At 54.2% G+C, this 21,754-nt stretch carries 18 protein-coding genes; 8 read left to right on the plus strand and 10 right to left on the minus strand.

Annotation, left to right across the window (positions count from 1 at the left end; translation table 11 throughout):
- Nucleotide 1: 1 nt before the first annotated feature.
- The 5 genes from FWJ25_RS07150 to gloB form a co-directional block, all read right to left on the minus strand.
- Entirely contained in the window at nt 2-1,024 is a 1,023-nt protein-coding gene (locus FWJ25_RS07150; RefSeq protein ID WP_149599560.1) for an ABC transporter permease, read from the minus strand.
- Nucleotides 1,025-1,026: 2 nt separating this feature from the next.
- The gene (locus FWJ25_RS07155) at nt 1,027-2,112 is read right to left on the minus strand and encodes a microcin C ABC transporter permease YejB (protein ID WP_149599561.1); all 1,086 of its coding nucleotides are present in this window, start codon (nt 2,110-2,112) and stop codon (nt 1,027-1,029) included.
- 46 nt (nt 2,113-2,158) lie between these two features.
- Complete coding sequence (locus tag FWJ25_RS07160; RefSeq protein WP_149599562.1) at nt 2,159-3,988, minus strand: extracellular solute-binding protein; 1,830 nt, start codon at nt 3,986-3,988, stop codon at nt 2,159-2,161.
- Between the two features lie 125 nt (nt 3,989-4,113).
- The gene (locus FWJ25_RS07165) at nt 4,114-5,853 is read right to left on the minus strand and encodes a lytic transglycosylase (RefSeq protein WP_149599563.1); all 1,740 of its coding nucleotides are present in this window, start codon (nt 5,851-5,853) and stop codon (nt 4,114-4,116) included.
- A gap of 154 nt (nt 5,854-6,007) precedes the next feature.
- Nucleotides 6,008-6,802, minus strand: a complete 795-nt coding sequence (gene gloB, locus FWJ25_RS07170; protein ID WP_149599564.1) for a hydroxyacylglutathione hydrolase — start codon at nt 6,800-6,802, stop codon at nt 6,008-6,010.
- Between the two features lie 129 nt (nt 6,803-6,931).
- On the opposite strand from gloB, the gene FWJ25_RS07175 reads away from it, so the two are divergent.
- The 5 genes from FWJ25_RS07175 to FWJ25_RS07195 all read left to right on the plus strand — a co-directional run bounded on the left by FWJ25_RS07175 (nt 6,932) and on the right by FWJ25_RS07195 (nt 11,514).
- The gene (locus FWJ25_RS07175) at nt 6,932-7,711 is read left to right on the plus strand and encodes a class I SAM-dependent methyltransferase (RefSeq protein WP_149599565.1); all 780 of its coding nucleotides are present in this window, start codon (nt 6,932-6,934) and stop codon (nt 7,709-7,711) included.
- A 34-nt stretch (nt 7,712-7,745) separates the two neighbouring features.
- Nucleotides 7,746-8,189: a ribonuclease HI gene (gene rnhA, locus FWJ25_RS07180; RefSeq protein ID WP_149599566.1), complete on the plus strand. Its 444-nt coding sequence runs from the start codon at nt 7,746-7,748 to the stop codon at nt 8,187-8,189.
- 26 nt (nt 8,190-8,215) lie between these two features.
- Nucleotides 8,216-8,926, plus strand: a complete 711-nt coding sequence (dnaQ, locus tag FWJ25_RS07185; RefSeq protein WP_149599567.1) for a DNA polymerase III subunit epsilon — start codon at nt 8,216-8,218, stop codon at nt 8,924-8,926.
- A gap of 231 nt (nt 8,927-9,157) precedes the next feature.
- Nucleotides 9,158-10,864: a FimL-related protein gene (locus tag FWJ25_RS07190; RefSeq protein ID WP_149599568.1), complete on the plus strand. Its 1,707-nt coding sequence runs from the start codon at nt 9,158-9,160 to the stop codon at nt 10,862-10,864.
- Nucleotides 10,865-10,866: 2 nt separating this feature from the next.
- Nucleotides 10,867-11,514 (plus strand): multidrug transporter, encoded by a 648-nt coding sequence (locus FWJ25_RS07195; protein ID WP_149599569.1) that lies wholly within the window; start codon nt 10,867-10,869, stop codon nt 11,512-11,514.
- Nucleotides 11,515-11,587: 73 nt separating this feature from the next.
- Here FWJ25_RS07195 and FWJ25_RS07200 read toward each other — a convergent pair whose 3' ends face one another.
- Nucleotides 11,588-11,902 (minus strand): SCP2 sterol-binding domain-containing protein, encoded by a 315-nt coding sequence (locus FWJ25_RS07200; protein WP_149599570.1) that lies wholly within the window; start codon nt 11,900-11,902, stop codon nt 11,588-11,590.
- Between the two features lie 229 nt (nt 11,903-12,131).
- On the opposite strand from FWJ25_RS07200, the gene sohB reads away from it, so the two are divergent.
- Nucleotides 12,132-13,196: a protease SohB gene (sohB, locus tag FWJ25_RS07205; protein WP_149599571.1), complete on the plus strand. Its 1,065-nt coding sequence runs from the start codon at nt 12,132-12,134 to the stop codon at nt 13,194-13,196.
- A 23-nt stretch (nt 13,197-13,219) separates the two neighbouring features.
- Complete coding sequence (locus FWJ25_RS07210; protein WP_149599572.1) at nt 13,220-14,218, plus strand: YhdH/YhfP family quinone oxidoreductase; 999 nt, start codon at nt 13,220-13,222, stop codon at nt 14,216-14,218.
- 155 nt (nt 14,219-14,373) lie between these two features.
- Here FWJ25_RS07210 and FWJ25_RS07215 read toward each other — a convergent pair whose 3' ends face one another.
- The 4 genes from FWJ25_RS07215 to metH all read right to left on the minus strand — a co-directional run bounded on the left by FWJ25_RS07215 (nt 14,374) and on the right by metH (nt 20,833).
- Nucleotides 14,374-14,880, minus strand: a complete 507-nt coding sequence (locus FWJ25_RS07215) for a DUF934 domain-containing protein (RefSeq protein ID WP_149599573.1) — start codon at nt 14,878-14,880, stop codon at nt 14,374-14,376.
- Nucleotides 14,873-16,525, minus strand: a complete 1,653-nt coding sequence (locus tag FWJ25_RS07220; protein WP_149599574.1) for a nitrite/sulfite reductase — start codon at nt 16,523-16,525, stop codon at nt 14,873-14,875. Before FWJ25_RS07220 ends, FWJ25_RS07215 begins: the two co-directional genes overlap by 8 nt.
- A 337-nt stretch (nt 16,526-16,862) precedes the next feature.
- Nucleotides 16,863-17,099, minus strand: a complete 237-nt coding sequence (locus tag FWJ25_RS07225; protein ID WP_149599575.1) for a DUF2970 domain-containing protein — start codon at nt 17,097-17,099, stop codon at nt 16,863-16,865.
- Nucleotides 17,100-17,137: 38 nt separating this feature from the next.
- Nucleotides 17,138-20,833, minus strand: a complete 3,696-nt coding sequence (gene metH / locus FWJ25_RS07230; protein ID WP_149599576.1) for a methionine synthase — start codon at nt 20,831-20,833, stop codon at nt 17,138-17,140.
- A gap of 232 nt (nt 20,834-21,065) precedes the next feature.
- On the opposite strand from metH, the gene nfuA reads away from it, so the two are divergent.
- Nucleotides 21,066-21,653 (plus strand): Fe-S biogenesis protein NfuA, encoded by a 588-nt coding sequence (gene nfuA / locus FWJ25_RS07235; RefSeq protein WP_149599577.1) that lies wholly within the window; start codon nt 21,066-21,068, stop codon nt 21,651-21,653.
- Nucleotides 21,654-21,754: the final 101 nt, after the last annotated feature.

Raw genomic sequence — 21,754 nt, forward strand, 5'->3', positions numbered from 1 at the left:
ATCAGCTCTTTCTGGGATCGAAGGCATCGCGGACGGCTTCGCCGACAAATACCAGCAATGTCAGCATGACGGATAGTGAAACAAAAGCCGATATACCGAGCCAGGGCGCATGCAAGTTAGCTTTGCCCTGGGCGATAAGCTCCCCGAGGGAAGGTGAACCTGAAGGGAGTCCGAATCCAAGGAAGTCGAGTGAGGTGAGGCCCGTGATTGCTCCGGTCAGGATAAATGGCAGGAAGGTGAGGGTAGCTACCATGGCATTTGGCAGGATATGCCGGAACATAATCCGGCGGTTATCCAGGCCAAGTGCCCGTGCCGCTTTGACGTATTCAAAATTGCGAGCGCGGAGGAATTCGGCACGCACCACGTCAACGAGCCCCATCCAACTGAATAAAAGCATGATTCCCAGTAGCCACCAGAAATTGGGCTGAACGATACTCGACAGGATGATGAGCAGATAAAGAACGGGTAGGCCGGACCATACTTCGATAAAGCGCTGGCCCAGGAGATCAATCTTGCCACCGTAATAACCCTGCAGGGCACCTACCGCTACCCCTACGACACAGCTGGCCAGGGTGAGGGTGAGCCCGAACAGAACGGAAATGCGGAATCCATAGATAACTCTGGCAGCGACATCCCGCCCCTGATCATCGGTTCCAAGCCAGTTAACGGAGCTCGGTGGTGCTGGAGAGGGTACATCCAGGTCGTAGTTAATGGTGTCATAGCTGAAGCGGATCGGGGGCCAGAGTATCCAGCCATTGGCGTTGATTTCTTCAGCGATGAACGGATCGCGGTAATCGGCTTCCGTGGGCAAGAACCCGCCGAAGGTTTCTTCTGTAACTGTTTGAACTACTGGAAAATAGAGATTCTCTTTATAGGAAACAATCAACGGTGAATCGTTGGCAATGACTTCGGCGATCAGGGAAAGCCCGAAGAGCAGGAGGAATAGCCACAGGGACCAGTAGCCCCGACGATTGGCTTTGAAGTTGCGCAGCCGTCGCTGTTGAATCGGGGAAAGGGGCTTCACCTTTACGCACCCTCCCGGCTTTCAAAGTCAATTCTCGGATCAACAATGACGTAGGTGATGTCGCTGACGAGTTTCAGGATCAGCCCCATCAGGGTGAAAATATAAAGTGTCCCGAACATCACAGGGTAATCACGATTCAGTGCTGCCTCGAAACCGAGCAGTCCGAGCCCGTCCAGAGAAAAGATGACTTCAATCAGCAGTGAACCGGTGAAGAACAGGGTTACGAGCACACCGGGCAGGCTGGCAATAACAATAAGCATGGCATTACGGAATACGTGTCCGTAGAGGACCTGTTTCTCTTCCAGGCCTTTTGCCCTGGCGGTTACTACATACTGCTTGCTGATTTCATCAAGGAAGGAGTTTTTGGTGAGCAGCGTGAGCGTTGCAAAGCCGCCAATCACGTTGGCAGTGACCGGTAGCGCCAAGTGCCAGAAGTAATCGCCGATTTTCTGATACCAGGTCAGCTCATCAAAGTTCAGTGAGGTGAGACCCCTGAGCGGGAACCAGTCGAAATAGCTGCCGCCCGCAAATACCACGATTAACAGCATGGCGAACAGGAAACCCGGGATAGCGTAGCCGATGACGATGGCAGAGCTGCTCCATACATCGAAACGCGATCCGTCGGTGACGGCCTTACGGATGCCCAGGGGGATCGAAATGAAGTAGATGACCAGCGTTGACCACAGGCCGAGCGAAATGGATACGGGCATCTTGTCGACAATCAGCTCGACAACGCTCTTGTCACGAAAAAACGAATCTCCGAAATTGAAGGTCGCGTAATCGCCGAGCATCTTGATAAAACGTTCTGGAGCAGGCTTGTCAAAGCCGTACATGACTTCTATTTCTTTCAATAGCTCATCGGGTATACCTCGGGTGGCGCGGCTATCGCCGGACGTGGTTGCCACCTCACCGCCGGTATCTCCGCCCGAAGCCCGTGAAAGGGCACTGCCTCCATGCCCTTCCATTTCAGCAATGAGTTGTTCTACCGGGCCGCCGGGGGCGGCCTGAACAATAATGAAATTGAGAAGCATGATCCCGATGAGGGTCGGGATGATCAGGGCCAGCCTGCGGAAAATGTAGATGCCCATCTAGCGACGTATTCCTTCCGAAACTTCGTGGGTCAGAATCATTGGCTCAGGGCTTTATCCACCAGTTGTCAGGATCTACCCCGTTTTTAGGGGTGTTTTCAGGCCGTGCCAGGGTATTCCAGTAGGCAACCCTGTCCTTGTCGAGGTACCAATTGGGAATTACGTAGTGGCCGTGCAGCAGAACGCGGTCCAGGGCTCGGGTACGGTAAACCAGTTCCTGTCGGTCCGGGGCCTGGATCAGCATGTCCACCAGTTCGTCAACGACAGGGTCCTCAACTGCCATATAGTTCCGGGAGCCAGAAACATCTGCGTTGGATGAGTACCAGAATTCTCTCTGTTCATTACCTGGTGAGTCGGATTGTGCAATCCCCTGTACCGCCATATCGTAGTCAAACTTGCGCATGCGTTGTACGTATTGATTGGTATCAACCAGGCGGACTGACATATCAATTCCAAGCCGTGCCAGGTTGTTCTTGAAGGGCAGTACAACCCGCTCAAATGTCTTCTGGTATAGCAGGAATTCAAACGTCAGGGGCTCACCGCTCGCCTCATTGACCATCTTGCCGTCGCGAATGGCGTAGCCAGCCGCTCGCAGTAGCTCCAAAGCCTTCCGGAGGTTTTCCCGAAGCCCTTTCTGGCCGTCTGTTGTTGGCGGAGCGTAAACCTCGGTAAAGACGTCATCGCTGACTTTTCCGCGGAATGTGTCGAGTATCTCCAGTTCCCGACCTTCAGGAAGGCCAGAGGAGGCCAGCTCGCTATTGGCAAAGTAACTGTCAGTACGGGTGTACTGATCGAAAAACAGGTTTTTGTTGGCCCACTCGAAATCAAAGGCATAGGCGAGGGCTTCTCTTACACGTGGATCCTTGAACACCTCCCGACGGGTATTGAAGGCAAAAGCCTGCATGCCGGCAGGGCGGTGATGCTGGATGGCTTCGGTCGCAATCGAACCGTTCTCGAACTGGGGGCCTGTGTAGGCCGTTGCCCAGTTTTTAGCCGAGGATTCCACCCGAAAATCGAAGTTGCCGGCCTTGAAGGCTTCCAGTGCAACTGTATCGTCGGTGTAGTAATCAAAGCGGATTTTGTCGAAGTTGAAACGACCTTTCCGGGTTGGGAGGTCTTTGGCCCAATAATCATCAACCCGTTCGTAGGTAATTGAGCGCCCCGCTTCGAAATCGCCGATGCGGTAGGGGCCGCTGCCGACCGGAGCTGTCAGACCGTTGTCGCCGAACTCCCGGTCTTTCCAGTAGTGTGCCGGAAGTATGGGCAACTGCCCGAGAATCAGTGGTAGCTCACGGTTGGTTGTTTCCTTGAAGTTAAAGCGTACACGATGAGGGCTTTCTACCGTAACTTCGGCGACGTCTGCATAGTAGTTACGGAACATCGGGTGCCCCTTGGTTACCAGCGTCTCAAAGGAAAACTTTACATCGTCTGCAGTAATGGGCTCGCCATCCTGGAAACGAGCCTCTTTGTTCAGGTTATAGATCACATAGCTACGATCATCCGGGGTCTCGATGGATTCGGCAATCACGCCATAGGCCGAGAATGGCTCATCTGCAGACGATTCCAGCAAAGTGTCATACAGGTAACTTCCAATGCCTGTCGCCGCCACGCCCCGGATGACGAAAGGGTTAAATGAATCGAAGCCATTGGCGACGACGGCACGCCTGAGCGTGCCACCTTTCGGGGCGTCAGGATTTACATAATCGAAGTGCGTAAACCCGGGCGAATATTTGGGACTGCCGTGCATGGCAATACCTTCATGTACCTCGGAGGTACGCGAAGTAATATCACTGGCCAGGGAAGGTGGGGAGACGGCCAGCAGGGCCAGGGAAGAAAGGATCGTCGTAAGGGTAAAAGCTGTCCGTATGCTCGTCATGGGTCTCGCACGTTCCGGATGATCAGGCCGGTGTGCCGAAGTCCGGTCCGGCACACCGTTGGACTCTTGTTGAGCCCTTATGATTCTTGTCGTTGCGGAAAGTTCCAGTGAATGCTTCAAACCAGTCAGGGACTATTCCGTATGTCCACGTAGAGTACCAGACTTTGCCCTGGTTGCAGATAACGGGCTGTATTGAGGTCATTCCAACTTGCGATGTCGCGCACATTCACCGAAAAACGACTGGCAATGGTGGAGAGGGAATCGCCCTTGCGAACCCGGTAGCCGACCTTTCTCACCATTGCCTTACCGCGTACGCTGTTGCTGGCTACCACCGTAGGCTGTGAGCTTTTTGACCAGATCACCAGTTCCTTTCCGGGGATCAGCGGGTCACCGGGTGCCATGCTGTTCCAGGCGGCAACTTCCCTTACCGTAACGCGATGCTCCCGTGCGATATCCCAGAAGGTGTCACCCCGGCGGACGGTGTAACGGACTTTTGCGCCGTTACGCTGTCGGTCCTGTTTGCGCTCCAGCCTCTGGGAGGCGCTAAGGGCATAGGTATCGGAGCCCTGGCTTGCGGAAGGAATCATCAGGCGCTGGCCGATCCGGATCATATCGCCATTGAGCTTGTTCACCTGGCGTATGACGGAAGGCGTGGTCGAAAATTTTTGGGCAATTCTGATCAGGCTGTCACCGGACTGAACCTTATAGTTTTGCCAGGAGACTCTCTGGGATGGGGGAATTTCCGTAAGCGCATTACGGAAAGTCTCAGCGTTGCTCCGTGGAACCAACAGCCGGTGAGGGCCGTCCGGATTTGTGGCCCAGCGGTTATAGGACGGGTTCAGCAGATAAATTTCGTCAATATCGACCTGTGCGAGCTTTGCTGCCTGAGCGAGATCCAGCTGGGATCCGGTGTTAACAACTTCAAAATAGGGCTCGTCATCCAGAGGCGGAAGTTCGATACCATAGGCTTCGGGGTTATCGAAAATCTTGGCCAGAGCAATGAGCTTCGGTACGTAGTGGCGGGTTTCCTGGGGTAGCTGTAGCGACCAGAAATCTTGCGGCCGGTTGGCCTTACGATTTCTGCGCATGGCGCTGGATACTGTTCCGCCACCGCTGTTGTACGCAGCCAGAGCAAGGGTGTAGTCGCCATCAAACCGGTTGGCGAGGCGTTCGAGATAGGTGAGTGCCGCGTCCGTTGCTGCGACGACATCGCGACGATCGTCATGCCACCAACTCTGGGTTAACCCGAAGTACTTGCCGGTTGACGGAATGAATTGCCACAGACCAGCGGCCCGCCCGTGGGAGTATGCGAACGGGTCAAAGGCACTTTCTACCACCGGTAGCAGTGCGAACTCTGTGGGCAAGCCCCGCTTTTCAGTTTCTGAAATGATGTACTGCAGGTAACGGGTGCCGCGATCGACTACGCGATTAATGTATTTCGGGTGTGTCGAGTACCAATTTAGCTGATCCCGGACACGCTCATTATCGATACTGTGGTCGAGTGCAAACCCCGCCCTGAGACGTTGCCAGAGGTCAGAATCTTCGGGGTTATCGGCCTGATCCTGTGGGTAGGGCGTATTCAGTGAATCGCGGGCCTCTCGGGCGGTGGCCTGCAGCTCTGGAGAAATCGCATCGTCCAGGGGACGGTTAAGGTCATCACCGCCATTTGTCTCCAACGACTGCTTGAGTTCGTCGTCGCCGGTGGCGACAGTAACCTGGTCCGAATCCAGCGGGTTAGTGTCAGCGTCCGATGCCTGAAACCAGGTAGAAGGCGAGCTCCAGAAAGAATCTTGTTGCGGAGCGGCACTGCATCCGCTGATGAGGGTGCCAGTGAACACCAGCAGAGAAAAACGTCTGACCGACATATCGTCATTCCGGTAGTAAGGTTTTGCCGGCTTGTGTGTAAAATGCCGGCAGATTTATAGGCTTACGGTCACAAACTTGTAACGATTCTAAGGGCCCCGTTTTGGGAGGGTCAAGAAACCTCTCGTTACGGCCGTGAGAGGAATTGTTAACCGATCAGAAATGGTCCTTTCCGTGGCGAATGGCAGCAAAGATGTCGTCTTCCGTTTCCGAAGGCAGTCCAGCCTGCTGGCAATAGCGTTTTGCGGCTTCGATTACCATCGGGTCATCCCAGCGTAGAAAAGGGTTCAGCTTTCGCTCGGTGCCGATGGTCGAAGGTACCGTTGGCTTGCCCGCATCCCGGTCAGCCGCGCATTGCTGTTCAAATGCTGCGAGATCCAAATCACCAGGCAGTAAATCCCGGGCAAACCGGAGATTGGCCAGCGTGTATTCATGGGCACAGTAGACGGCTGTTTGCTCAGGAAGAGAGCGAATCGTATCCAGAGAATGGCGCATCTGAGAGGGCGTGCCTTCAAACAGTCGGCCACAGCCGCTTACGAAAAGCGTGTCACCGCAGAAAAGCACGGGGCGGCCGTTTACGCTCTCGCTGCTGAAATACGCAATATGATCGAGGGTATGGCCCGGCACGCCATGAACTTCAAAAGTCAGGTCTCCCCATGTCAGAGTGTCGCCCGGTAGTACGGCTTCCGTAGAACCTTTGAAAGGTGAGTCTGCAGGTCCGACTATGCGGCACTCGGGCCATTTATCCAGAAGCGATTTAACTCCACCTACGTGATCCGGGTGGTGATGGGTGATCAAAATGGTATCGAGGGTGAGGTTGTTGGCCAGCAAATAATTAATCACCGGCTCGGCTTGCCCAGGATCAACCACCAGTGCTTGCGATGTTTGTGAGTCCGTCAGGCACCAGATGTAATTGTCGGAGAAGGCCGGGATAGCGGTGATGGTCAGCATATGTGCCCCTGTAGCTGTTCTGGGAGTGTGGCTGATATGATAGAACATCGAACCGCAGCATAGAAACGGGGCATCTGACTGTCTGCCCGCTCAGATCATACGAATGCACGCTAACCGGGGTCGCCAGGAGTGAAACACACTGACGCTATTGATTATCCCGCACGCCATGAAAGCTTTGAGCGCTGGTTCCAGACGCCGTTAGGCCGTTCGTTGCTGGCGGATCAACGCAATATGCTGGACCGCGAATTGGCTGCGTTGACCGGCGCCCGCCAGTTGCAGGTGGGCATCAGCCACAGGTTGCCGCTGGCTACCAGCACGGATTTTGTCCAGAAAATCATCACCACGCCCCGTTGGTATCCTCATATTCCCGAGGGGGTTGCGGTTTGTGATGCTGATGAGCTGCCATTTCCCGGTGATTCCATGGATTTGGTGGTACTGCACCATACCGCGGACTTTTCCGAATATCCCCACGAAGTACTTCGGGAGGCTGCCCGGGTATTACGAGGTGAAGGCAATATCGTGCTGATGGGGCTGAATCCACTCAGCCTCTGGGGCGTGAGGCGGCTGGTGTCCAGACACCATGAAGGACCTTGGGGCGGAAGATTCCTGTTGCGGGGGCGGATGGAAGACTGGCTCCACTTGCTGGGTTTCAATATAGAAGCTTCAACTACCCGGTTTTTCCGTCTGCCACTCCAGCGTAGCGGGCGGAAGCGTCGAAGCCGCATTGATAACAGACTCTCCCAGAACCCATTCCTGCCCGTGGGCGCTTATTACTGTATCCTTGCGAGAAAGCGGGTAGCCGCCGGTATACCGAAGCGGCCTGTGTGGCGGAAAAACGTGATTGCCATGCCTGGTGCCGGTGCTGTAGGGGCCTCTCGGGGTTGTGCTCGTCAGCAATCCCGCAACTGAATCAACGTGAAGTCATCGAATATCAGGAGTTTCAATGTCTGGCAAGGTGGTTCTATATACCGACGGGGCGTGCAAGGGGAATCCCGGTCCCGGCGGATGGGGGGTGGTCCTGCGTTATGGTGATGCAAAAAAGACCCTTCACGGCGGAGAGGCTGATACCACCAACAACAGAATGGAGTTGATGGCGGCAATAAAGGGGCTTGCAGCACTCAAACGGTCGTGCCAGGTGGAGCTTTATACCGATTCCCAGTACGTGCGCAAAGGCATAACGGAATGGCTCGCTGGATGGAAACGCAACGGCTGGAAAACTGCAGCAAAAAAGCCCGTCAAAAATGCTGATCTTTGGCGTGAGCTGGACACTGAAGTGGCCCGCCATCAGGTAAACTGGCACTGGGTAAAAGGCCATGCAGGTGTTCCCGATAACGAGCTGGCGGATGAGTTGGCGAACCTCGGCGTTTCCGAACTCGCCAATGCATGAATGTCCGAAAGGCTGATGAGTAAGTTATGAGACAGATAGTACTGGATACTGAAACCACGGGTATCGACCCGAACGAAGGCCACCGGATCATCGAAATCGGTTGCGTTGAGGTGATCGAACGGCAGCTGACCGGTCGCCACTACCACGTGTACGTCAACCCGGAACGGGAAGTTGAGGCGGAAGCCATTACCGTACACGGCATCACGAACGAATTTCTGGCGGACAAACCGAAGTTTGCTGAAGTTGCTGACGAGTTCTTTGAATTCATCAAAGGAGCGGAGCTTGTCATCCATAACGCGGCGTTCGACGTGGGCTTCATGGATTCGGAATTTGCCCGTCTCAAGCCTGTCCGAAAAACGGCTGACCATTGCGGTATCGTCGACTCCCTTGCAATTGCGCGCGCCAAACATCCGGGCCAGAAAAATAATCTCGACGCGTTGTGTAAACGGTATGGCGTTGATAACAGCAGCCGGGAGCTTCACGGAGCACTGCTTGATGCTGAAATCCTGGCGGACGTTTATCTCCTTCTGACCGGTGGGCAGACGGCGCTTTCCCTGGATGCAGGGTCGGAAGAGGGTGGGGCCGCAGGAGGAATCAGGCGCCTGACCGGAGATAGATCACCGCTTGCGGTTGTTCGTCCAACGGATGAAGAGTCGGGCGCCCATGAAGAGTTCATGGCGATGCTGGAAAAGCAGGCCGGTGAAACAGTGTGGGGACGCTTACAGGCGCAGGAATGAGAACTGAGTCGGCCTGTACCAAATGTTACATTCCGGCTTTCTTGAGGTACTTGAGTTTTATGTTATAAGTAATGATAAGTTCGCCAGTTTTTTACGACCACGTTTTGTAAAGGTGAACCTCTGCCGGGTAGGATTGGTCCGGTGCATAACAAAAAAGTCCGCTCGCCCCTTGGGCGGACTGCAGTCATTAAGAGGACGCGGTAGTCTCCGCAAAGTTAACAGGAAGCGTTTATGGTTCAATCGTCTCTAGCGACGAAATCGCAGTCGTTTGATCTGGTCAAGGGTGAAATTGAACAGACCATCAAACAGGCAGAATCCAGCCTTGAACGCTTTCAGGAGAATCGTGAGAGTGGCGAAGATCTCCAGAACTGCGTGGACTACCTTAACCAGCTCCGAGGTATCTTCGTACTCGTGGAGCTTCGGGGTGGAACCCTGCTATGTCAGGAAGCGGTCACCATGGCGAACGACGTTCCTGTTGGCGCCAACGATGACAAAAACATCCTGTTAACCACTCTGAACAGTGCCTTGTTCATTCTCCGTCGATACGTTGAGTATTACCATCAGCAGCGAGCCGATCACCCGGAGCTTCTGTTGCCCGTGATCAATGATCTGCGGGAAGCCCGTAAAGAAAAGCCTTATCCTGAATCCTGTTTCTTCGATGTCGACGTCAAGGAACGGCCCGATTTCTGTCGTAGCGTTGCTGTGCCAGTCTTTGAAGGCGACGAGAGCGAATACGAGATTGTGGCCCGCAGAATGCGCCTGACCTTTCAGGTGGCATTGCTTGGGATGCTCAGAGACAGGAACGAAGTGGTCAGCAAAAAGCTGATTGGTCGTTCGGCGCGTGGGCTTGCCCGTCTGTGCCAGGACGCTCCGATGGGCCAGATGTGGTGCTTGGTCGCCACCGTTGCCGAGGCGATGCTTGATCGTACTATGGTGATCGGTAAAGCTCGCAAACGCATGTTCATGCGTATCGAGAAGTACGCCCGTGAACTGGTTTATGTTGGTAAGGTTGCTGCGGCCAAGGATGCCCCTGATTCCCTGATCAGGGATCTCGTGTACATTCTGTATCGCAGTGGGTCTGCTAATCCGGAAGTTACCGAGGTGCTGTCTGCATTCAACCTTACGCCGGCAGAATTCCCGGATGCCATGCTTGATGCCCACGCCCGTCGTCTCTACGGTCCGGGCACCGATGTGCTGCGTTCGCTGTCGGAGGCTTTGCAGGAAGAACTTAACCAGTTAAAAGACAAGCTCGATATTATCGAGCGTGGCATTGAGCCGGATCTCGCTGAATTGGCATCCATTGCCGAGGCTCTCGAACGTCTTGCCAATACCTTGGTCATGCTGGATCTGAACAAGCTTGCTGCTATATCCAGGGAAGAAGCGGCCAAACTGCGGGTATGGGAAAGCGAAGCGCGCCTGCCTGGCGACGAAGAGCTGTACCGGTTGGCAGACTCGGTGCTGAGTGTCGAAGATGCCATCATGCAGATTGTTACCCGTGGAATAACATCCGAAACCGACGCCCTGGCCAGTGGCCACCGGGAACGGGATGAGTCTCTGTATCTGCAGGAAGCGCTGTTTGTAGTTGCTGACGAGGCTCGTAGCGCGTTGACCCTGGCAAAGCGGGCGATTACCGCGTTCATCGAATCTGACTACGACAAGCTCCACCTGGCCAATCTGCCCGCGACGCTCCACAGTATTTGGGGCGGATTGCAGATCGTTGGTGATCCGCAGGCAGCTGATGTGCTCCAGCGGGTGGCTGGTTCCATTCAGGAGCGCCTGCTGGATGAGCGTGACGCGCCGTCCAGGCAGGTTCTGGAAGCCCTTGCTGACGCTCTTACATCGCTGGAATATTACATAGAAAGTATTGGCAAGCGGGAAGAAAAGAATGCTGATCTTTTGAAGCTTGCGGTCAGTTCTCTGGATGATGTAGGCCTCTAGGGATGTCCCGGGAACTGGCGACCATCGTACTGACTGCGCTGGGCGCAACCCTGGTCATTGCGAGCCTGCTCTTTTTTCTTCGTCCCCGCTGGCTACTTGGCTGGCTCAAAGGGATGCTGGTTTTCGGTATCCTTCTGGCTGGGCTCTATACCCTTGCGATTGCAGTGAACGTGGCTGGCTACCAGTCCCTGTCGGGGATGCAGACGGTCGCCAGTATCGGTACCCGTAAACAGGGTGACGAAATCTGGCGGGTGACCCTTGAGCCTGCAGAAGGGAATCCGCTCATCCAAACGGTTCGCGGTGATCAGTGGCAGGTTGATGCTCGAATAATCCGTTTTTCCGGGCCATTGCGGTGGCTAGGCGTGGCTCCGGGCTATCGGCTGGAGCGTCTGTCTGGTCGGTATATGTCGCTGGAGCGCGAACGGAGCGCGCCTCGTACGGTTATAGGGCTCTCAGACGGAGATTGGCCTGATCTCTGGGCGCTGGAGCAGGAGTTTGATTTGCCGTTTGTCGAAGGGATCTACGGCAACGCCACTTTTATGCCAATGCGGGACGGAGCTGTGTTTGATATCCGCTTGTCCGCATCGGGATTGGTCGCGGTGCCTATGAACGAACAGGCAAGGCAAGCGGTGCGTTTTTGGGATGAATAACCCGAGTTGGGGGAGTGATAAAAAAACCTGCGCTGTACGCAGGTTTTTTTACGTCTGTTCCGTGAGGGAAAACTCAGCCCACGTTGAACAGTTCACCAAGTTTTGTTGCCAGCATCATGTCGCCTTCAGCGCGCAGCTGGCCTGCCATAAAGGCTTGCATACCGTCGGTTTCACCGGAAACGATGCCGTTCAGGGTCTCGGAGTTCATGATCAGGGTAACGGACGGATCATCGTTAGCGCCTTCGTGCATCTTGCAGGTGCCATCGTTGATGACCAGATGGTAGGTTTTATCGTCTTCGATATCGAACTGGAACACCAGATCCAGGCCTTGTGCGGCGTCTGCGTTAAAATTCTGTTCGAACTTTTCAAATACCTGAGCTACAGACATTGTCTTACCCTTTTGGTGGTTATCGTGTCATGTTGTGACGGCTTTGCTGTCCAAGACTGCCGGAGCCTGTTCGGAAGCCTGGCGGTGCCGACCTCGCAATCCGACTTTATGGTTAGTCGGTAATCCTGTCAAGCTCGATCGAACGCTTGTTTTAATTTTTTGATCTTCTTATCACTGAAGATTCGCTGAGTTACACTCACGACTTTCCATAACGACCTGGAGATGCATTTTGGAGTTTCTGACTGACTACGGATTGTTTCTGGCCAAAGTGGTCACTTTTGTAGTGGCCGTTGTAATTGTGATTTCGATCATTGTCTCATCAGCGCAGAGAGACCGTGACGATCACGAAGGTGAAGGCGAACTGAAAATCCGCAAGCTCAATGAGCACTATAAGAAGCTAAAGGAGGCAATTCAGGCCAGACTGATGACGGACGCTGAGCGCAAGGCATTTGAGAAGAATCAGAAAAAGGAAAAGAAAGCCGAAAAAAAGGCCTCCAAGGCCAAGAAGCCGGATGCGGAAACCAGCGAAGCGCCCAGATCCCGTATCTTCGTTCTCGACTTCGATGGTGACATCAAGGCGTCTGATACAGATCCTCTTCGCCGCAGCATCACTGCAGTGCTTAGCGTTGCAGACCCCGAGCGTGATGAAGTGGTTATCCGTCTTGAAAGCGGCGGCGGTCTGGTTCATGCCTATGGCCTGGCATCGGCCCAGCTTGACCGGATTCGTAGTAGAGGCATCCCGCTGACTGCCTGTGTTGACAAGGTCGCTGCCAGTGGTGGATACATGATGGCCTGTGTCGCAGACCGCATCATCGCATCCCCCTTCGCAATCCTCGGATCCATCGGCGTTGTTGCCCAGTTGCCCAATTTTCATCGTCTGCTAAAGAAAAACGACGTGGATTTTGAAGTGCTTACCGCGGGGGAGCATAAGCGCACCATGACAGTCTTTGGTGAGAATACCGACAAAGGCCGCCAGAAGTTCCTGGAAGATCTTGAAGATACTCATGTGTTGTTCAAGGAGTACGTCAGCGAAAGACGTCCTGATGTTGATATTGCCAAGGTTGCCAATGGCGATATCTGGTTTGGCAAGCGTGCGCTGGACGTAAAATTGATCGATGAAATCAAGACCTCCGACGAATATCTGATTGAGGCTTGCGATAGGGCGGATGTAGTGTCAGTAGCCTACCAGCGTAAACGCACCCTGCCTGAAAGACTCGGGCTGGCAGCCAGCGTAGCGATGGAGCAAACCGTATGGCGGGTGCTGAGCGCCTTCCGGAACCAGAAAATTCAGTAACGGACAGGAAACGGGATACAACTATGACAATCAATACCGAATTCCAGGCCTGGCGTGTTCAAGAAAACGATGGCGCGTACGTAGGCGGTGAAATGACACTCAACACAGCAGACCTGCCCGAAGGTGATGTGTTAATCCGGGTGTCACATTCGTCGCTGAACTATAAAGACGCACTCTCAGCATCAGGGAACAAAGGTGTTACCCGGGTATTTCCCCACACGCCGGGTATTGATGCCGCTGGCGAAGTTGTCGAATCGGCAAATGCGACACTGCCTGCCGGCCAGGCCGTCATTGTTACCGGGTATGATCTGGGCATGAACACGGACGGCGGATTTGGCGAATACATCCGTGTACCGGCATCCTGGTGCATCCCGATGCCGTCGGGATGGAATGCCCGTACTGCAATGATCTACGGTACAGCCGGGCTCACAGCTGGCTTGTGTGTGCAGAAATTGCTGACCATGGGAGCGAAACCGGAGCAGGGTAAGGTTGCGGTTACCGGCGCTTCGGGTGCCGTCGGCTCAGTGGCCGTAGAGCTCCTCAGCAAGCTCGGCTTCGACGTGGTTGCCATCAGCGGCAAGGCCTCTCATGCAGAAAGCCTGAAGGCGTTGGGAGCATCTGAGGTTGTCGGCCGCGAAGCGCTTGCCGAAGATAAAAAGCCATTAGCCAAACCGGTCTATGCGAATGCCGTCGATACGGTGGGTGGAGCGCCATTGGCGGAACTGCTCAAGCAGGTTCAGCACAGTGGATCCGTCTCCTGCTGTGGCCTTGTCGCCGGCCCGGCACTTCAAACTACGGTACTTCCGTTCATCCTCAGGGGTGTGAACCTGTTGGGCGTCGATTCGGTTGAAATCCCGCTGGAAGCCAAAGCGGCAGTTTGGGAAAAGTTCGCGTCTGACTGGGCCTGTGAGAAAACCGAAGCCTCGGCGAAGGATATTGGAAGGGCAGAGCTGGATCGTGCTTTGAAAGCGTTTCTGAAAGGCGAGTCATCCGGAAAAATCGTTCTGGATCACACGCTGTAGCCGAAAATAAAGCCGGCTAAATAAATCGTCTGGATAGAGAGAAGGGCTTCTACCCGTCAAAACCCGCTCAGGCACATCCATGTGTACGCTTGAGCTTCGCCATCCATGGCTACGCACAGTTTTGACGGGTAGAAGCCCTTCTTTCGTATACCGTGTCAGGAAGCCCGACGACGGAACAAAGGCTCATCAGTATCGGTAGCAGCCTGATAGCCCTGGCTAAAGAAGTTCAGACACTTCGCAGCCTTGGTAATGTCCTTGTCTTCTCGCAGCGCAAAGGTATCAAAGCCACAGCGCTTCATGAACTGCAACTGGTCCAGAAGAACATCGCCAATGGCGCGCAGCTCATTGTTGTAGCCAAAACGCTCCCTCAATAACCGGGCAATGCTGTAGCCCCGGCCATCGCTGAACTTCGGAAAATTCACTGCAATCACTGGCAGCTCATTAACCTTGCCCGCAAGCACTTCAGGTTCTTCGTGGCTGTCAAACCATACACCAATATCCTCACGGCCGGCATAATGCTCGTGTCCGGCGAGCCACAGGTCCGCTGGAATCAGTGAACGCTGCCCCTCAGGCACAGCCAGGGAATCGCCGTCAGCGGGGCGGGGCACGACAGCCCAGTCATCATTGCGGATGCTGCCATCCAGAGTAATTAAATCAGGCATAAACCCGCTCCTTGAAAGGTTCGATACCCACGCGGCGATACGTCTCCAGGAAAGACTCCTCTTCGGTGCGCTTCTCTACGTAGACATCGATAATTTTTGAGACCACATCGGGCATATCTTCCTGGGCGAAGGACGGGCCAAGAATCTTGCCGATAGAGGCGTCATGGTGAGACGAGCCGCCCAGGCTGATCTGATAGAACTCTTCACCTTTCTTGTCGACACCCAGAACACCGATGTTACCAACGTGGTGGTGGCCGCAGGCATTCATACAGCCGGAGATATTGAGGTCAATGGCGCCCAGGTCATAAAGGTAGTCCAGGTCATCAAAACGACGCTGGATCGCCTCGGCGACCGGGATTGACTTGGCATTTGCCAGGGCGCAGTAGTCGCCGCCAGGGCAGCAGATAATGTCGGTCAGCATGTTCAGGTTGGCTGTAGCGAAGCCCATCGGAGTGATGGCTTGCCAGAGCTCGAACAACTGATCCTGGCGAACGTCTGCCAGAACCACGTTTTGCTGGTGGGTCACCCGAACTTCGCCGAAGCTATAGTTATCTGCCAGATCGGCAATTTGTTCAAGCTGACGGTCAGTGACATCGCCCGGCGGGATGCCAGTCTTTTTCATGGTCAGTGTAACGATGGCATAACCCGGTTTCTTGTGGTTGTCCACGTTGTGGGTCAGCCATTGGTCAAACTGACGGTTCTCGAAGCGTTGTTCCGCGAGCAGGTCAGTTGCGTTATTCAGCGTCGCATAGTCAGGTTCGGTGAAATAAGCCTGAATGCGCTCGATCGCGTCATGGGTGAGTCGAGTTGGGGAATCCTTGATATGGGCCCACTCGGCTTCAACCTTCTCGGCAAAGGCTGCAGGGGTAAGCGCCTTCACCAGGATCTTGATACGTGCCTTGAACTTGTTATCACGGCGGCCGTAACGGTTGTAGACCCGAAGAACAGCCTCAAGATAGGTTAGAAGATCCAGTTCCGGCAGGAATTCACGAATGACCGGGGATACCATCGGAGTACGGCCAAGCCCGCCGCCAACGTGGACTTTGAACCCGAGTTCGCCAGCTTCGTTGCGGACAATCTGCAGTCCGATGTCGTGCACCTGAATGGCAGCTCGATCGGTTTTCTCGGAAGAATTTACCGCAATTTTGAATTTCCGTGGCAGGAAAGCGAATTCCGGATGGAATGTGGACCACTGACGGATGATCTCGCAGTATGGCCGGGGATCAACCAGTTCATCAGCCTGGACGCCGGAAAACTGGTCAGTGGTTGTGTTCCGGATGCAGTTACCACTGGTCTGGTTTGCGTGCATTTCAACTTCTGCAAGCTCTGCAAGGATGTCGGGAACATCCTTCAGCTCCGGCCAGTTGAGTTGTACGTTCTGGCGAGTAGTGAAATGCGCATAGCCCTTATCGTAATCGCGGGTAATGCGGGCCAGACGGCGAAGCTGGGCGGAACGCATCATGCCATAAGGCACGGCGATCCTGAGCATTGGTGCTAGACGCTGAACATAGAGGCCATTCTGGAGGCGGAGGGGAAGAAATTCGTCTTCTTCCAGTTCTCCCGCCAAAGCCCGTCCGGTCTGGTCACGGAACTGTGCCACCCGTTCGACAGCAAACTGCCGATCGTGCTCGTCGTATACGTACATAAAGAAGGTCCTACCTGAAACCGTTTCTGAGGGCCCGACGGTCGGGTCCTTATATCTGCGGGGCAGGATAACACCACGTTTTTATTCTTAAAATGATTATTTCAAAATATGTTTATCGACTCAGGCGATAAGCAATCGGCTGTCGCGCTGGACGAATGTCAATTTGCGGACTTAACTGGATGTGACACAAAAACAATATCAGGAACGTGTGAACGAGGTGATATTCATGAAAAAGAATTCTACCCGCACTGACAGTCAGGTTGATGCCATCGCAGCAGTGTCGCTGGTCTTTCTGGTCGTAGCTTTCGCCGTGATGTGGGTGTCGGGGCAGTAGGCACTACTGATTGGCAAGAACTATCTGGACCACCACAATCAGTCCCACCACAAAAATTGCGGTAAACAGAATACCGGCCACGATATAAGGCCACGGACTGTGGCTCGAGAAGTCTTCTTCCCGGCGCCGATTGGATTGAACACCAAGGGCGCCGGCAAGTACGCTTTGCATGATTTTCAGAATGCCAGGTCGGGGTCCGGGCTTGTTGCTGTTTTTATTGGTATCCGAGACATCTGTCATCTTGTTACCCGCTGAACGTTTGCACGTCGAATCCCGGTTTACTCAGCGGGGTCATAGGACAGGCTTGGTGCCAGCCAGCGTTCGGCCTCCGCTTTCGAGATTCCCTTGCGTTCAGCATAGTCTTCAACCTGATCGGCGCCAATTTTTCCAACGGCGAAGTACTTGGCGTCAGGGTGGGAGAAATACCATCCGGACACGGCAGCCGTCGGGAACATGGCGAAGTGCTCGGTTAGCTCGATACCGGTGTTATTTGTGGCATCCAGAAGACTGAACAGCGTGGCCTTCTCTGTATGGTCCGGGCACGCGGGGTAGCCTGGGGCAGGGCGAATCCCTCGATACCGTTCCTTTATCAGGTCTTCGTTCTGCAGTTCCTCGTCTGGTGCATAGGCCCAGAATTCGCGTCTTACACGCTCATGCATCCGCTCTGCAAAAGCTTCGGCCAGGCGGTCGGCCAGCGCTTTCACCATGATCGAGTTGTAGTCGTCGTGGGCTTCCTTGAACTCCTGGGCAAACTCTTCTGCACCAATGCCAGTCGTCACGGCAAAGCCGCCAACATAGTCAACAGCGCCGCCTTCCGGAGAAACGAAGTCCGAGAGGGCCATCATGGCCTTTCCGGGCGCCTTTTCGTCCTGCTGGCGCAAGTGATGCAATACAGTCAGTTCCTCAGAGCGCGATTCGTCGGTATAGACAACCACATCATCGCCGCGACGGTTCGCCGGCCAGAAGCCGATAACGGCACGGGCTGTTACACGCTTTTCATCGATCATGCGCCGCAGGATTTTCTGGGCGTCATCGAACAACGTGCGTGCGGCTTCACCCCGTTTCGGGTCATCAAAGATAGCGGGATATTTCCCTGACATATCCCAGGAAATAAAGAACGGTGTCCAGTCGATGTAGTCGACCAGCTCGTTCAGGTCATATTCTTCGAATGCGCGTACGCCGGTAAACGCAGGTTTGGGAATATCATAGCCCTCAAATGCGATGTCCGGTGCGCGCTCACGGGCTTCCTTAAGGGATACCAGCTTGGTTCGTTCGCCACGGTTTTTACGGCGCTCACGGATTTCATCGTATTCTTTGCGGGTGGCTTCCACCAGCTTTGGCTTTGCTGTTTTGCTCAAAAGCTGGGAGGCGACGTTAACGCAACGCGAAGCGTCCGATACGTACAGGGCGATGTCATTTTTGAACTGGGGCTCAATCTTGACCGCCGTGTGTGCTTTGGAGGTGGTAGCACCACCGATCATAAGCGGAAGGTTGATATCGAGCCGTTGCATTTCCCGGGCGACGTGAACCATCTCGTCCAGAGAAGGTGTAATCAGGCCACTAAGGCCGATGATGTCCACGTTTTCTTTGCGTGCGGTTTCAAGGATCTTGTCGCAGGGAACCATAACGCCGAGATCGATCACTTCATAGTTGTTGCACTGCAACACAACGCCCACAATGTTTTTACCAATGTCATGCACGTCGCCCTTGACCGTTGCCATCAGGATTTTGCCTTTGGCTTCCTGTCCTTCAGATTTTTCCGCCTCGATAAACGGAATAAGGTGGGCGACAGCCTGCTTCATTACCCGGGCGCTTTTTACGACCTGAGGCAAGAACATTTTTCCGTCACCGAAGAGATCGCCGACCACGTTCATGCCATCCATGAGTGGCCCTTCGATAACTTCAATCGGGCGCTCTGCGTTCAGGCGGCAGGCTTCGGTATCCTCAATGATGTAGGTGGTGATTCCTTTAACCAGGGCGTGCTCAAGCCGCTTCTCAACCGGCCACTCACGCCAGGCAAGATTTTCTTCCTGGGTTTTGCCACCCTGTCCTTTGAACCGTTCCGCAATTTCAAGCAAACGGTCAGTGGCGTCGTCTCTCCGGTTCAGAACGACATCTTCTACCAGCTCTTTCAGTTCCGGGTCAATCTCATCATATATCACCAGTTGGCCCGGATTCACGATACCCATGTTCATTCCGGCCTTGATGGCGTGATACAGGAACACCGAGTGGATAGCTTCACGGACTACATCATTGCCACGGAACGAGAATGAAACGTTACTCACGCCACCGGAAATTGATGCGTGGGGCAGGTTCTCACGAATCCAGCGGCTGGCATTAATGAAATCCACCGCGTAGTTGTTATGTTCTTCGATACCGGTTGCAATGGCGAAGATGTTCGGATCGAAGATAATGTCGGCCGGATTGAAGCCAATACCGGTGAGCACGTCGTAAGAGCGTTTACAGATCTCTGTCTTGCGCTCGTAGGTATCAGCCTGACCCTGTTCGTCAAATGCCATAACAACGACGGCTGCGCCATAGCGCATACAGTCTTTTGCCCGTTTGATGAATTCTTCCTCGCCTTCCTTGAGGCTGATGGAATTCACAACAGCCTTGCCCTGGATGCAGCGAAGACCCGCTTCGATTACGTCCCATTTTGACGAGTCGATCATAACGGGAACGCGGGAGATGTCTGGCTCAGAGGCGACCAGATTCAGGAACGTAACCATGACGTCCTTTGAATCGAGCATGCCTTCATCCATATTGATATCGATGATCTGGGCGCCATTCTCAACCTGGTCCCGGGCAACGCTGAGAGCCTCTTCGTACTGCTCCTCTTTGATCAGGCGCAGGAAACGCTTGGAGCCAGTAACGTTGGTACGTTCACCCACGTTGATAAACAGGGTGTTTTCATCGCCGGTGAAGGGCTCCAGGCCAGAAAGACGAAGCGCTTTGGGACGCTCAGGAATCTTTCGGGGGGCATAAGGAGCAACGGCTTTCGCGATCGCCTCGATATGGTCCGGGCGTGAGCCGCAGCAACCGCCGATGATGTTGAGGAATCCGTCCTGGGCAAAACTTTTGATGATCTCGGCCATTTCTTCCGGCGTTTGATCGTATTCTCCGAACTCGTTGGGCAAACCAGCATTGGGGTGCGCACTGACGTAGGATTCTGCTTTGTTCGACAGTTCTTCGATATAGGGACGCAGGGCGTCAGCACCCAGGGCACAGTTAAGGCCCACGGAGATCGGCTTGGCGTGGGCAACCGAGTTCCAGAAAGCCTCGGTTGTCTGACCGGAGAGCGTGCGGCCGGAGGCATCGGTAATCGTGCCGGAAATCATGATAGGCAGTGTGATGCCGCTGTCTTCAAAGTATTGCTGGGTCGCGTAAATGGCGGCTTTTGCGTTCAGGGTGTCGAATATGGTTTCGATGAGAATCAGGTCAGAGCCACCTTCGACGAGGCCTTCGACTGCTTCGTAGTAGTTGTCGACAAGTGTCTGAAAATCGACATTCCGGAATCCCGGGTTATTCACGTCCGGAGAGATGGAAGCTGTTCTGGAAGTCGGGCCAACAGCACCGGCTACAAAGCGCGGCTTGCTCGGGTTTTTGCGTGTGAATTCGTCGGCGATTTCCCGGGCAAGCCTGGCGCCGGCAACGTTCAACTCTTTGGCAATGTCTTCCAGACCATAGTCCGCCTGGGACAAGCGAGTAGAGTTAAAGGTATTGGTTTCGATTATATCTGCGCCGGCATCCAGGTAATCCGCGTGGATATTGCGGAGAAGGGCAGGCTGAGTGAGGTTCAGCAGGTCGTTGTTGCCCTGGATTTCACGATGATAATCCGCAAACCGATCTCCGCGGAACGCCTGTTCGTCCAGCTTCTGATTCTGGATCATTGTCCCCATGCCGCCATCAAGAATCACGATGCGATCCTTCAGAGCTTGGTTTAATTGTTCCAGACGGGTATTACGATCGGTCATAGCGTCAGTTCCGGATGTCGTTGTTGGCGGCGCATTTACATTAATGGCGCGGGATCATAGCAAAAATGCCGGGTGTCGTCTTAGTACGAATGATCATTATCAATTGCCCCGATGATTTGCACCCTATACGGGAAATTAAGTAGTCCCGTTAATGCCCGACTATTTTACTTGGTCTTTTATGTTCCTGAGAACTCCCTTAAAATGGTGACAAACACACTAATGGGTTGGAATCATGGCATTGGTTACTGTGACAGATCCCGCACGGGATTACCTTGCGCAACTTATCGAGAAGCAGGACGTAGAAGGCATGGGGGTGCGTATTTTCGTGACCCAGCCCGGTACCAAGAATGCAGAAACCTGTCTTGCCTACTGTCCACCCAACGAGATCGTACCGACTGACGAACAAGTGGACCTTGGCAAGTTCACACTCTACCTTGACCACGCATCGGTGCCGTTCCTTGAAGAAGCCTATGTCGATTACTCAAAGGATCAGATGGGCGGCCAACTGACGATCAAGGCGCCAAATGCCAAGGTGCCGAATGTGGACGAGAACGCTCCGCTTCCGGATCGGGTGAATTACGTTCTGGCATCTGAGATCAACCCGAACCTTGCCGCTCACGGCGGTGAAGTTTCCCTGGTTGAGATCGTTGACGAATCTGTGGCCGTGCTTCGCTTCGGTGGAGGGTGCCAGGGGTGTTCAGCTGTGAGCCTGACGCTCAAGCAAGGTGTTGAGACCACGTTGACCGAACGCGTTCCGGAGATTACGGAAGTGCGTGACGTTACAGATCACACTCAGACCGAAAACGCCTACTACCAGTAAGTTCCGGCAGCCCGGCTGTCCCGGGTTGGCTTGTATCGCCGCGCCTGACAGGGCGCGGTCGTCCCTTCAGATCCACGGCAAGCTGCCGCATTTCCACTTCA

It is taken from the genome of Marinobacter salinexigens (assembly GCF_008370345.1).
GTDB lineage: Bacteria > Pseudomonadota > Gammaproteobacteria > Pseudomonadales > Oleiphilaceae > Marinobacter > Marinobacter salinexigens.